Source organism: Dokdonia sp. PRO95 (assembly GCF_000355805.1).
Taxonomy (GTDB): domain Bacteria; phylum Bacteroidota; class Bacteroidia; order Flavobacteriales; family Flavobacteriaceae; genus Dokdonia.
In genome coordinates, this window is sequence record NZ_CM001837.1 from 1,503,328 (window position 1) to 1,517,645 (window position 14,318).

The window sequence follows — 14,318 nt, forward strand, 5'->3', positions numbered from 1 at the left end:
AAGTTTAGTCGTCTTTTCTTATGAATAATGGGGTGTCATTATTCCTTCCTATAAGGTAATAGGTTGTTCCAGAAATGGTAATTGTTTGTATGCTTCTGGAAGCTCCTAAAATATTAAATTTTGGTTGTTTTTCTATGCGGAAGAAGCCCTTTTTATCGTTGATAAGGAGAACGCCTTGTGATCCATCTAGTCTTCCTAGTTGAGTGCTTATTTCATAATCATTGCCTACTAACAATACATCTTTATAACCATCGTCATTTATATCATCTACTAGAATGTCATGAACAGATGAGATTTGAGAAAGTAGTGGTAGCTCATGTGCTGTAAATGTATTGTCTCCGTCGTTTTCAAAATACATGGAAGCAAGTTGTGTGACAGACTTTACTTGAGCATCCCTTAGTTTATCTTGAGGTAGTATTTCTTTAAATTTCGCTTTCGCGAAAGCGTTATAAGACAAGTATTTCTTATTGAGTTGAGGTAGCTGTTTTACGAGTTCATCTTTTGTTGCAATGGTAGTTTCTTCTCCTTGATAATAATACGTTACAATAGGGTCGTGAGTTCCATTGCTGTCAAAATCTTGAATATATAACTGTAATGGTTGGTCTGCAGAAGCAGTAAGTCTTGAATTAAGTCCCCAATTTCCAGCAATGATATCTAAATCCCCGTCATTGTCAAAGTCTGCTACTTTTAATGAATTGAACCACCCTTTAAACGCTTCTAATCCGTCATTATCCTGCTTTGAAAGCTTGGTTCCATCATTAAGAAAAACTGCAGGAGGCATCCAGTGCCCTATAACTACAGCATCCTTATAGCCGTTGTTATCTATATCTATCCATTGAATATCTCGGACGTTTCCTATACGTTGAAACAATGTGCTGTACTGAGTTGTGACATCCTTAAAAACACCTTTCCCATTGTTCTCAAGAATATATTGCAGTGGAGTAGTGCCAAATTGTTGAGGAATCACGTCACTAGTTATAGATATATCGAGATCCCCATCGTTATCGATATCAATGGCTTTTACGGTGGATGCGTTTACTGCTATATCTGAGAATGCAGTCTCGTCGTAGGATAATGATGTTCCATGATTAATATATAATCTTGGTTGAAGAGGCTTGCCAGATTTTATTTCATTCCCACCGCTTACTATAATTAAGTCGTTTAAGGAATCGCCATTTACATCTGCAATGACACCATCAATGTCCTCATGTATTTGATGTTTATCATTTTCCGGGAGATGTACTTCGTTAAATGTACCTGAGGATGTCTGTATGTAAGTTGTAGATTCTTCTATTTTAGAACCAAGAGCAACCATGTCATCAAGTCCATCATTATTTAAATCTCCAGCAACAATTGCTTTACTAAGGTTAGTAGATGCATAAGGTACAAGGGGATTCCGGCTGAATTCTAGCGTGGCGTTATCTATATGTTTGAAAGGTATAATGCTGTCAGTTATTTGTGCTTTTAATGTTTCTTTTTGGCTAGAAGAAGCCGCAGAAGATGTATCATATGCTAGAGTAATAATTTGATCTGCTTTTATGTTTTTCAAGGTTTGCTTCTTACCGTCTGCCCACATAATACTGAGAGAATCGATACTCTTCTGTTTGCCTAAACCAATTGATAATTCAGGTGCTATAGAAGACAAGTATCCCCTAGTAGTATAGTTTTCAAAATATTGATAGTTTGTTGCGGTGTATACATGAACTTGTGCTCCAATACCCAAGGTATTTTGAGGAGATCCTTTAAAACGAATCTTCAGATAATGCATACTATCCTTTAATTGTTGGGTTTTGTTTTCTAGTAAATAAGCCTGTTCATTTACATTATTTACTATGATGTCTAGATCACCATCGTTATCTAAATCTGCATAACTACTTCCGTTACTAAAGGAGGTACTACTCTCTATCCACGATTTTGAGGTGTTCTCAAAAGTTCCATTACCATTATTTGAGAAGAAATAGTTTTCTGTTTTCTTCTGTGGTATTTCGTCTAATAGCGGAAGTTCCTTGTCAGTCATGCGACTGCCTATCCTCTTTTGAATATTTTCATTGGATATAAAATTTATAAAATCCATATCATTTGTAGCTCCTACGATGCCGTTTGTGATGTATATGTCTTTATCACCATCGTTGTCAAAATCGGCAAGTAGGGGAGACCAGCTCCATTCCGTACTTGAAATGCCGCTTAGAAAAGCCGTCTCAGTAAATTGCTCTTTCCCTTGATTAATATGTAAGGTGTTTTGCATGAATTGAGGTTGATATCCTTGACGTAACTGATTCTGGAAAATAGGGAAATTAAATTCCGTTCCAGATGATTTTAAGGTTTCTAAATTCTCTGGTAGCATGTCTACAGATAGGATATCGGTAAACCCATCATTATTGATGTCTGCAATATCATTACCCATAGAAAAATGGCTAGTGTGACCTAACTTTCCTTCTGTAGTATTGACTTCTTTAAAGGTTCCATCAGTTTGATTTATATATAGATAGTCATCCTCAAAGAAATCATTACCTATATAAATGTCAGGATAACCATCGTTGTTTATATCACTTATGGCAAGTCCTAGTCCGTAACCTATTCTAGATGAAAATATATTCGCTTTCGCGGAAACGTCTATAAAAACACCATCTCGATTTTCTAATAGTTTGTCTCCACTGATGCTATCCACCTTTGTGCGCTGACTTCCTCGACCAAAATATGCATTAGGATATAAAGAATGCCCCATGATATAGGCATCAAGATCGCCATCATTATCATAATCAAAAAAGGCAGATTGAGTAAACAATCCAGATAGATCTAATTGGTATTTTTTTGATTCTTCTTTAAAGGCCATTTGGCCATTGTTGAGACCTTGATTTACGTAGAGAAGATTATGCCCTTTAAGTTTTAAATGCCCAGCTACTTTAGATATATAGATATCTAGTAGTCCGTCATTATTAATGTCTACAGTAGTTACACCTGTAGTCCACCCAGTATCATTAGAGATGCCTGCTTGTATTGTAATATCTTTAAAAGTAAGATTAGCTTGATTGCGGTAGAACCTATCTGGTCCTTGATTTGAAGTAAAATAAATGTCTATTAATCCATCATTATCAAAATCTCCAGTTGCTATTCCTGCGCCATTATTATAGTACAGATAGTTTAAAATATTCAAATCTGAGTCAGGAGACAATTCATTTTTGAATGTTATACCTGAATCTGTTTTAAGTTTAAATCTTACATCTGTTTTCTGGTCCTTACATGAAATTATAAAGAACATAAAAGCGATAAATGTAAAAATCTGTTTCAAGGTAGTTTGCTTGTAAGTTGTATATATAAAAAGAGGGCTAGATAACATCTAACCCTCTTTTAAGCTAATTAAATTACCAAGTTTAGTAGCCTGGGTTTTGAGTAAGATTAGGGTTTAGTAGTAATTGTGATGCAGGTATTGGAAATAAATTACGACTAGTATCTCCTACAGCAGAAGGGCTTTTTAATGTCCAATCATTTGTGTATTGTCCAAATCTAATCAAATCATTCCTTCTCCAGAGTTCAGCATATAACTCGCGTCCTCTTTCATCAATTATATCTTGTGCTGTTACCGATCCAATTGGAGTAGCTTCACGTAATACTCTTAATTCATTTACAAGTGCTGTTGCAGATCCAGTATCACCAGCTCTAAAAAGGGCTTCTGCTTTCATCAAGTGAGCATCAGAATATCTGAAGTAAATTTCGTGATTTGTAAAGCCTCCGTCAAACATTGGACTATATTTAGTAACTCTAATTCCAGTAGTTTCATCATTCCCGATAAGGCTTGTGTTTCCTTGAGCGTCTTGAAATTCCCTTTTAAAAGTCAGTGGGTTACCTACTCTATCACTAAGAGCGGTGCCATCATCTGCATATTGTTGTCCAATTAAAAATCCTCTTCCTACTGATGATCCATCGATAAAACCGTCGCCATTATCGTCGCCATTGGCTCCAGCTACAGAACCTACTGGTAGACCTTGTAATGGAACCATACCTCTACGCTCTTCTTGGCCACTTCCAGCAACATTGATGTTTGGATCTCCTTCAAAAAGATCGTAGTACTCGGCTAGTGTGGAGAATCCATTCCATCCTCCCCCAGAAGTAATTGTACTGTTGTAATGAAGACCATTATATATTCTATTTCCAACTCCAGTTTGTAAGAACCAAATAGTTTCATTGTCAAGTTCAGGTCTGAAAATATCGAAATAGCCTCCAACTAAGTCATAACCCTCGGCATTTATTGCGTCGACTAGTGTTACTACTTGAGCCATATCAGCTGGATCAGGTTGAGTTCCTAAATAAACATGTTTGTTAAGAAGGACTTTAGCTAGAAGATATCTCGCCCCAGCTTTTTCTGGTCTTGTATTTCCCGATCCTGGTCCTGCTAATGGTAATCCATTTATCGCATCAGTTAAGTCGGATACGATTAAATCTACTGCCTCAGCGCCTCTTAATACAATTGGATCATCTATTGGTGATCCTGTAACGTCGCGTATTGGAACTTGACCATAGTTGTCTAAAATAACCCAAGTACCTAACGCTCTCAAAAATGAAGCATTCGCCTTCAACTCAGGTGACGCTTCTGTGAGGTCAGATAACACTTGTGAAGCTTGAAATTGTAAACCATTCCATTGGTTCCAAGTGCCTAAAATAAAGTTATGATCTGTAGGCCAAGTCTGTTCATGTAGTTGTCTCCATTGACCATTATCTCCCCAATCTGCTCCTCTTGTAGGAATAAGTGCGGCATCTGTAGTCACCTCACTTAATGCAAATAAATTGGTTTGATCACCTATAAATCCATTTATACTGTTATAAACTCCATCTAAAAAGGAAGAAGGATCTTCAATTCCTTGGAATGTTGAATCATTAGCATCTAGAAAAATTGAGTCTGTTGCTTCAATCTCTAGGTCTGTACAAGAAGTTAAAAGGACTCCTGAGAGCACCCCTAGTGCTAGGAGTCTTTTAAAATTATTTACTGTCATTTTTTGTTTCATAATTTTCCTTTTTTTTTATTAAAATCTTGCATTCACACCTAGTGTGAATGTCCTTGCTCTTGGAAATTGTAAGTAATCAATACCTCTTGAAGGTATGTTTACGTTCTGATCAAGATCACCAGTATTAGTAGAAACCTCTGGGTCTAGACCACTATATCCAGAAATAAGGAATAAGTTTTGTCCGGTAAGATTAAACCTAAGAGAATCAAAGAATCCTTCTCCACTCAATGGAAAATTATACCCTATTGATGCAGAAGTTAATCTCACAAAATCACCTTTTTCCAGAAAACGAGTTGAAGGATCTGCAGTTGCAGATGCAGCTTCGTCACTTTGGATTACTGCTTGCGTAACGTTTTTATTATTACTTAACTGTCCTTGATTGAATAGAGCATTTGCTGTAAGGTTGTATACAGAGAATCCAAATTGACCATTGAAATACGTTGATATATCAAAATTCTTATAACGTGCTGTAAGGTTTAAGCCAGCTGTTACATCTGGTAACGCATTTTCTCCTACGAATTTTTGATCAGTAAAAGCGTCTCCTACACCATCCCCATTTACATCTTCATAAATAGGCTGGCCATCGGTATCAAATCCTTCAAATACAGGTAGAAAGAATGAGAAAATTGGTTGACCGGCTTCTAAACGCTGTACAGCAGAACCGGTTAAACCTGCACCTCTCAGCGCTCCAGCCCTTACAGGAACTCTTAAGCCTTCAACCATGTTGTCATTGTAGGCAACATTAAAACCTACATCAAATCCCCAATCCTCTGTATTGATGAAATCATAATTTAAACTAAATTCAACACCTTGATTTACGATGGTAGTGTCGTCAAGATTACGAATAAAAGTGCCGCCTGCACCAGGCGCTGCTGTTTCCACAGGAATCAGTAAGTCGTTTGTTTCTTTTCTGTATAAGTTTACAGATCCATTAAGGCGATCATTGTCAAACCCAAAATCAACACCTAAGTTTAGATCTATAGTATTTTCCCATTTAAGATCAGGATTAGGGAAATTACCTACTGTTTCAGTTCCCGGTCTAGGTAGTACCTCTAGATTATTTGAAATTCCACCACCTTGAGCAACAGTTCTAAATAAGAAACCACCAAACCCTAAGCCTTCTTGATTTCCTACGCTACCAGCACCTACTCTAAGCTTTAATGTAGAGAAAGTATCTCCTATAAAATCTTCTTCGTGTACTTGCCATGCAAAAGCTCCTGAAGGGAAATAGCCATATCTTTTATTATTACCAAATAGTGTTGAGCCATCTGCTCTCATTGTACCAGTAAATAAAAACTTATCATTAAATGATACATTAGCTCTAACAAAATAAGACTGTAATTCATCAAAATTGTCAAATATTCCAGCCGTGTAAGCAGGTATTAATCTTTCAAACTCTCCAAGTTCCCCTGTTAAGTCGATTTCTGGAAATAATCTACTTACGTAGCTACCATCAGTTCCATAACCGAATACTTGAAATCTTCCATCTATCGAATTTCGTGCTAAGTCGTATTGATTTAAAAGTTGAGAGTGGATAACATCAAGGTCATCTCCTCCAAAACCAGCTCCTTGAGCGAAAACTCCACTTCTGTCAAATTTTTGATAAGAGAAACCACCTAAAACATCGACTTTAATATTACCAAATTCTTTCTTGTAATTTAAAGTCGCTTCTAAAAGTGTATTAGTTTGGTCTATAGTATTCAGACTTCCACGACCAATACCTGACACTCCGTTTAGACCCTGTACAGTTCTATTGAAGGCTGTAATTGTCTGTGCATCGGTGTTATCATAACCTACAGTTACCTTGGCGCTAAAATCATCTGTAAAATCATATTTCGCTGAAATGTTTGCGAGAACACGAGTACTTTTAGATTCGGCAAGATAGTTATTCAGTAAACTAACCGGGTTTAGTGTGTTTTGTCCAAATGTTAAATTTTCTTCTAAAGGAAATAATGGGCTAGCACTTAAAGAAGCACCTATTAAGTCGCCTGTTGATCCAACAGTTCCATCCAAAGGAGGAGATCCTCTGTCTACTTGAGAAATAGCCCCAGTTCCCGTAAGTGTTAATTTGTCTTCAAAAAAACGTTGAGAAAAGTTTACACGTCCTGAGTATCTCTCTAAGTTGGAATCCTCTATAATTCCATTAGTGTTGCTATATGACCCTGATAATCTTACATTACCACCATTGTAGCTCTTAGAATAGCTTAAATTAGTTTGTCTTGAAAAAGCCTCACGAGTGTAAAAGTCCTGCCAATCTGTGTTAGCATTTCCAGGTAATGCTGTAACATCTATGTTATCTAAGGCGTCGTTAAATTCTTGTGCATTTAATAAGTCATATCTATCTGCTGCTGCAGATGAACTTACCGTAGATCCTAATTCCCAAACACCCTTAGAAGCTCCTCTTCCTTGTTTTGTTTGTACAATAACAACACCGTTTGCTCCACGAGATCCGTAGATTGCAGTAGCTGAGGCGTCTTTAAGTATCGAAATACTTTCAATGTCATTAGGATTTAAGAAACTTAAAGGATTACCTCCACTTGTAGCTCCTACACCACCTACACCATTAGCAGGTGCTCCTCCACCAGCTAAAGGTATTCCGTCCACTACAAATAATGGATTGTTGTTAGCTCTTACAGAATTACTACCACGTATGTTTACTGCAATACCTGCTCCAGGCTCTCCAGAAGATTCTGATATTGTAACACCGGCTGTTTTACCTTGTATAAGTTGCTCTGGTGATTGGATAACACCTTGGTTGAAGTCTTCTGAACCAACGTTATCAACAGATCCCGTGGCGTCCTTTATCGTTGTTGATCCGTAACCGATAAGTACCACTTCATCAAGTGCATTGTCTGGAGCAAGAGCAATATTAATCGTGCTTCTTCCACCTACAGCTACTTCTTGAGCGGCATAACCTACGTAACTAAAAACGAGTGTTGCATCGTTTGGTACGTTGTTAAGACTGTAGTTTCCATCAAAATCGGTAGTTGCACCGTTTGAAGTACCCTTTACAATAACATTTGCTCCCGGTAATGGGCCGTTTTCCTCAGTAACTGTTCCAGTCACCGTCTGGGCTTGGGCAATTCCTACAAAGAGGATTGCAACAAACAAGAGCATACTTTTAAGTATTACTTTCTTCATAAGAATCTTGTTTAAAATTAGTTTGCTTAGTTTATTTGAGTGTTTGTACACTTTATAAGGGTTAAAAATATGCAAATTTTATGTTAAGATAGTGTGACTACCCCCATAAAGTTACGAAAACGATTTCGTGTGAACAAGGGGAGATTTGTAAGAATACCATAATATTTGATTGCTTTGATTGTCATATTATGATTTAAATAGCCCAAGTTTTTTTATATAATTACTTAAAATTGTTTTTAAGTCATATATCACCGCCATCGGTGTCGCATTTGGCTAACTTTGATCAGATTTTATTATTAGTCTAATTTCACACAAAAAGGAATCTTATGAAAAAGTATTTTTTAAGCTTAGCTGTACTCGTTACAACACTATTTTCTTGTGAATTCAATACTTCAAATGAATCTCCCGCTTTCGCGAAAGCGTTATCAAACACCTCTTTCCAGTTTGATGAAACCATGGAAGAGTCTGGGGTTATATATGAAGTGAATATAAGGCAGTACTCCGCCGAAGGAAACTTTGCATCTTTTACAAAAGATATACCTGTAATAAAAGAGTTAGGGGTTAAGATACTCTGGGTGATGCCTATTTTTCCTATTTCCGAAACTAATAGAAAGGGGGAGTTGGGGAGCTATTATGCAGTGTCAGATTTTAGAGAGGTAAACCCTGAGTTTGGCACTTTGCAAGATGTGGATGATATGATTAAGGTTGCTCATGAGCATGGAATAGCTGTTGTGCTGGACTGGGTGCCTAATCATACGGGATGGAATCACACGTGGATTACAAAGCACCCCGAATGGTATACTCAAAATGATAAAGGAGAGATTGTTGATCCTATAGATCCAGCAACCGGTAAATCGTGGGGATGGACTGATGTGGCAGATCTTAATTACGATAATCAAGCCATGCGCGATGAGATGATTGCAGATTTGTTGTATTGGGTACAAGAACATGATATTGATGGTTTTAGAATGGATGTTGCTCATAAAGTGCCAGTACCATTTTTCAAGAAAGCAATAGATTCTCTTGAGCAAATAAAGTCACCGCTATTTATGCTTGCAGAAGCAGAGCAAGAGGATCTTATGGCAAATGGTTTTGATATGCACTACGCCTGGCAGATGCATCATTTACTTAATGAAATAGCCAAAGAAGAAAAAAGTGTAGAGGACTTCTGGACACTACTCGCACAGTATGACCAAACACTAGCTCAAGATGATATGAATATGTACTTTGTTACAAATCATGACGAAAATAGCTGGGCAGGAACGCTAGGTGAGCGCATGCCAGACAATAAAGAGATCTTTACCACACTTACCTATATGTTGCCAGGCATGCCTCTTGTTTATAGTGGGCAGGAATATGATCTGGATAAACGATTAGCCTTTTTTGAAAAAGATAGTATACCTAAGGAACGAGGAGATTACTTTGAATTATTAGCAACCCTCGGGGCTCTTAAAAATAATAATACGGCACTGCATGGTGGTAAAGAAAAGGCTTCACTTATAAAGATAGATCTAAGTCACCCAGCTGTAATGAGTTTTGGAAGAGAAAAGGAAGCAGAGCAATTAGTATTCATTGGTAATTTCTCAAGCAAGACTGTAAAAACTACCTACCCATATAGCGGTACGTTTACAGATATGGTAAACGATAAGGAGGTGCTCATAAGCTCAAATGATGGATTTGTACTAGAGCCTTGGGAGTTTTATATCTTAGAGCCTGTGAATACACTTATCTTTGACACTCGTATTGTACCAGATGTCGCACATGAATAAATTTGATATACTTATAGTAGGTGGAGGAGCAGCCGGTTTTTTTACAGCTATTAATATAGCCGAGAAGAGACCATCGCTTAAAATTGCCATTTTAGAACGAGGCAAGGATGTGCTTACCAAGGTGAAAATCTCTGGAGGTGGGCGTTGTAATGTGACTCACGCCGAGTTTATACCTAAAGAACTTTCAAAAAAATATCCTCGTGGTCAAAAAGAGTTGCTAGGGCCATTTCATACGTTTATGACTGGTGATACTATTGCTTGGTTTGAAGAGCGCGGTGTCGAACTGAAAATTGAGGAAGATGGGAGGATGTTCCCCATTACAGACTCTTCATCTACCATTGTAGATTGTTTTTTAAGGGAGGCTCGTAAGCACAATATTGAAGTACTTACTAATCATTCTGTGCAAGATGTTGGTTTTGATTCCGCTTTCGCGAAAGCGAGAATTTCAAATAAAGATCCCTTTTATGTAAAGACGAGTAAAGGTGATTTCACATGTGAGCACCTTGTAATGACTACTGGAAGTAATCCTAAAATGTGGTCATTATTGCAAAAATTAGGTCACTCTATTACAGATGCAGTGCCATCACTTTTTACTTTTAATATCAAGGATAAAAAGATAGAGGGTCTAATGGGGCTGGCAACTAATGTCACAGTAAAGGTGCTAGGAACCAAACAGAAATCTGAAGGTCCTTTGCTTATAACTCACTGGGGAATGAGTGGTCCAGCTATTTTAAAACTCTCTGCATGGGGAGCAAGAGAACTTGCCGACCTGAAATATCAATTTGAGATTCAAGTAAACTGGCTGCAGTTTCTTACACAAGAAGATGCTTTAGATGAGCTTTTAGAGCTCAAGTTGAAACACGCAAAACAGTCTCCGTTTACCTATGCACAACTTGAGTTGCCTAAGCGTTTATGGCATAATTTATTAACGGCCTCAGGGATTCAGCAGGCTACCAAGTGGGCAGAACTCACGAAGGCGCAATTACAGTCATTAAGCCGAGAGCTCACGCAATCCCGTTTTCGCGTAAGCGGGAAAAGTACTTTTAAAGAGGAGTTTGTAACTGCGGGAGGTGTTAACCTAAAGGAGGTGAACTTTAAAACCTTTGAAAGTAAAAAAGTACCAAGTCTTTATCTTGCAGGTGAGGTGCTCAATATAGATGCAATTACGGGTGGTTTTAATTTTCAAAATGCATGGACGGGAGGCTATCTTGCTGCTCAGGCTATAGATTCTTAATAGAAGATGTATGAATACGTATATATGTTTGCTGCGCGGAATTAATGTAGGAGGTCATAGAAAAATCAAAATGGCAGACCTCAAAGCTCTTTTTACTTCGCTAGGATATACAGAGGTAGTGACCTATATACAAAGTGGGAATATTGTATTTAAATCTCACGAGAAAGATATAGACGAGGTAACAACTGTTTTAAAGAAAACTATTGTGGACACATACGGTTTTGAGTTGCCAGTGTTTGTTTTAACTCGTAAAATGCTCACTCAGGTTTATGAGAACTATGCGCTCTCACTAGAATATATAGAGTCAAGTTATTTTACATTGTTGCATACCATACCTAGCACAGAACATAAAGCGCTTGTAAATAATTTAGAGCTACCTAACGAACATTTTGTAGCTACTCAAAACTGTGTTTACCTTTATCCGGAGAAAGGGTACGGGAAAGCAAAGGCGACAAATACTTTTTTTGAAAAGAAATTAAGCGTGGTCGCTACAACCCGCAATTATAAAACCATCGTAAAATTGTTAGAACTTTCTAGTTAAGACGCCAGATTTCAAAATTAAGAGCCGACGCAAATGCAAGCCATAATAAATAAGGAATAAGTAATGCTGCGCTCCATCTGTCTACAACTTTGAACCATTTTATGGTTAGTATGACTAAGATAAAAAGGCTGCAAATGGTGAGTAAGGCAAAGAATGGCTGTTCTAGCCCGAAGAAAATGATGCTCCACAATCCATTAAGTATAAGCTGAAAACCAAAATGGTATAAAGCTACTTTTACCCACTTGTGATAAAAACCTCTATTCCACACAATACCTGCGGCTATACCCATCATGATATAAAGTACAATCCATACGGGTGCAAATATCCAGTTAGGCGGACTCCAGCTAGGTTTCATAAGACCTACATACCATGTGTCTATGCTGCTTTGTGTTGCCAGTGCACCTATAGTTCCTATGAGAAGGCAAATGATTATGCTCAGAACAATGCGAATCAATAAATCTTTGTCCATAAAATAAATTGGTTAAGACTTAAAGGTAGTAAATAATCTTAGACGTCTCTAAAGGTTGATATTGCTATCTTTGTATAAATTTCTACTCAAACTCAATGACCGAAAGCGATTTTATACCCTCTGGTGATTATCAGGTATTACCTGCAGGATCTGTAAGTTATCAATCTCCTAGCAATATAGCCCTTGTTAAATATTGGGGTAAATATGGTGAGCAGTTACCTCAAAATCCAAGCATAAGTTTTACCTTATCTAACTGCCATACAACAACAACGCTATCTTATAAAAAGAATAGTAATAGCTCTGGCGAGATTCCTTTTGAGATCTTTTTAGATGGAGAAGCAGCGCCAGATTTCAAGCCAAAAATTGCCAAATTTTTTGAGCGTATAGCTATTTATATGCCTTTTGTAAAGGAATATGAGTATAAAATTGAGACGTCTAACTCTTTTCCTCATAGCTCTGGTATTGCGAGTTCTGCATCTGGTATGAGTGCGCTTGCTCTCTGTCTTATGGAAATGGAGCGAGGTATGGAGGGAGCCATGACAGATGCTTTCTTTAATGAGAAGGCAAGTTTTCTTGCTAGACTAGGTTCTGGAAGTGCGTGTAGAAGTATAGAGGGGCCTCTTGTGGTTTGGGGTAAGCATGCGGAGATAGAAGGGAGTACAAACTTTTATGGAACATCTTACGAAGGAGAAATTCATGAGAAATTCCACAATTATCAAGATACCATCTTGCTTGTAGATAAAGGCGAGAAGCAAGTAAGTAGTACTGTAGGGCATGATTTAATGCATGGTCACGCTTTCGCGAAAGCGAGATTTACCCAAGCACATGAAAACTTATCAAGCTTGATGCAAGTTTTTAAGGAAGGTGATGTTGATCAGTTCATTAAAATTGTGGAAAGTGAGGCGCTCACACTGCATGCTATGATGATGACGAGTCATCCTTACTTTATCTTGATGAAGCCTAAAACACTCGAGATAATAAATGAAATCTGGGCTTACCGCAATGAAACAGACTCAAAAATTTGCTTTACACTTGACGCTGGAGCAAATGTTCATGTGTTGTATCCAGAAAATGAAAAGGAATCTGTTCAGAAATTTATAGCTAGTAAGCTTTCAAAATTTTGCCAAAATAGCCACTATATTGATGATTGTGTGGGTAATGGAGCAAAAAAACTGTAAATTTGTGTAACTCATTAGGAGAACCCCATTATGAAAGGTCCACTTTTTTATTCTAAAATCTTACTTTTTGGCGAGTATGGAATCATAAAAGATTCCAAAGGACTTGCTATACCATATAACTTCTATAATGGAGCTCTTAAGATAGAGGAGAATCCGTCTGAAGAAGCAATTGCATCAAACGGGCATCTTGCACGTTTTGTCACCTATCTGAAAGACTTAGGGGCGGAGCAGCCAGAGCTTGTTTCATTTGATATTGATCAAATGCAAGCAGATGTAGCTGCAGGTATGTACTTTGATTCTAGTATACCTCAAGGTTACGGAGTGGGAAGTAGTGGTGCGCTAGTAGCGGCTATTTATGATAAATATGCGGTAGATAAAATCACAGTATTAGAAAATCTTACGCGAGAGAAGTTGCTTAACTTAAAGCAAATCTTTGGTGGAATGGAATCTTTCTTTCATGGCAATTCTTCTGGATTAGACCCTCTTAATAGTTATTTAAGTTTACCTATTCTCATCAATAGTAAAGATCACATTGAAGCTGCAGGAATTCCCTCTCAAGCGCAAACGGGTACAGGTGCTGTTTTCTTATTAGATAGTGGTATCGTAGGTGAGACTGCTCCTATGGTAAATATCTTTATGGAAAGTATGAAGCAAGATGGCTTTAGAGCAATGCTTAAAGATCAGTTTGTAAAACATACAGATGCTTGTGTAGATGATTTTTTGAAGGGAGACGTAAAATCACTTTTTGGTAATGTGAAGCAATTATCTAAAGTGGTGCTTAGCAACTTTAAACCTATGATCCCTGCAAAATTTCATGACCTATGGAAGCAAGGAATAGAGAGTAACGACTATTATCTAAAGCTTTGTGGCTCTGGCGGTGGTGGTTATATGCTCGGGTTTACAGAGAACTTAGAAAAAGCGCAGCAAGCCCTTAAGGGACACAAGTTAGAAGTGGTTTACACTTTCTAGTAATTCTTACTACTTAC

General features: G+C 37.6%; 9 protein-coding genes. 5 read left to right on the plus strand and 4 right to left on the minus strand.

The features are described from left to right. Positions 1-4 precede the first annotated feature (4 nt). From D017_RS06670 to D017_RS06680, 3 genes are all read right to left on the minus strand, one after another. The gene (locus D017_RS06670) at positions 5-3,289 is read right to left on the minus strand and encodes a VCBS repeat-containing protein (RefSeq protein WP_225969338.1); all 3,285 of its coding nucleotides are present in this window, start codon (positions 3,287-3,289) and stop codon (positions 5-7) included. 82 nt (positions 3,290-3,371) lie between these two features. Beyond that, positions 3,372-5,000: a RagB/SusD family nutrient uptake outer membrane protein gene (locus D017_RS06675; RefSeq protein ID WP_035335496.1), complete on the minus strand. Its 1,629-nt coding sequence runs from the start codon at positions 4,998-5,000 to the stop codon at positions 3,372-3,374. An 18-nt stretch (positions 5,001-5,018) separates the two neighbouring features. After that, entirely contained in the window at positions 5,019-8,141 is a 3,123-nt protein-coding gene (locus D017_RS06680; RefSeq protein ID WP_035335497.1) for a SusC/RagA family TonB-linked outer membrane protein, read from the minus strand. Positions 8,142-8,467: 326 nt separating this feature from the next. On the opposite strand from D017_RS06680, the gene D017_RS06685 reads away from it, so the two are divergent. Genes D017_RS06685 through D017_RS06695 form a run of 3 tightly spaced genes read left to right on the plus strand, consistent with a single transcriptional unit; the run spans position 8,468 to position 11,685 of the window. Beyond that, positions 8,468-9,910: an alpha-amylase family glycosyl hydrolase gene (locus D017_RS06685; protein ID WP_035335498.1), complete on the plus strand. Its 1,443-nt coding sequence runs from the start codon at positions 8,468-8,470 to the stop codon at positions 9,908-9,910. Continuing rightward, entirely contained in the window at positions 9,903-11,144 is a 1,242-nt protein-coding gene (locus D017_RS06690; RefSeq protein ID WP_035335500.1) for an NAD(P)/FAD-dependent oxidoreductase, read from the plus strand. Before D017_RS06685 ends, D017_RS06690 begins: the two co-directional genes overlap by 8 nt. A 10-nt stretch (positions 11,145-11,154) precedes the next feature. Beyond that, the gene (locus D017_RS06695; RefSeq protein ID WP_035335501.1) at positions 11,155-11,685 is read left to right on the plus strand and encodes a DUF1697 domain-containing protein; all 531 of its coding nucleotides are present in this window, start codon (positions 11,155-11,157) and stop codon (positions 11,683-11,685) included. On the opposite strand, the gene D017_RS06700 is transcribed toward D017_RS06695, so the two are convergent. Further along, on the minus strand, positions 11,678-12,154 hold the full coding sequence (locus D017_RS06700) for a TspO/MBR family protein (protein WP_035335502.1): 477 nt from the start codon (positions 12,152-12,154) through the stop codon (positions 11,678-11,680). The two genes, D017_RS06695 and D017_RS06700, sit on opposite strands and share 8 nt — an antisense overlap. Positions 12,155-12,249: 95 nt before the next feature. On the opposite strand from D017_RS06700, the gene D017_RS06705 reads away from it, so the two are divergent. Continuing rightward, positions 12,250-13,332, plus strand: coding sequence for a diphosphomevalonate decarboxylase (locus D017_RS06705; RefSeq protein WP_035335504.1), 1,083 nt, complete (start codon positions 12,250-12,252; stop codon positions 13,330-13,332). A 30-nt stretch (positions 13,333-13,362) separates the two neighbouring features. Then, positions 13,363-14,301 carry a mevalonate kinase gene (locus D017_RS06710; protein WP_035335505.1) on the plus strand — a complete coding sequence of 313 codons (939 nt, stop codon included), beginning with the start codon at positions 13,363-13,365 and terminating at the stop codon, positions 14,299-14,301. The last annotated feature ends 17 nt before the right edge of the window (positions 14,302-14,318 follow it).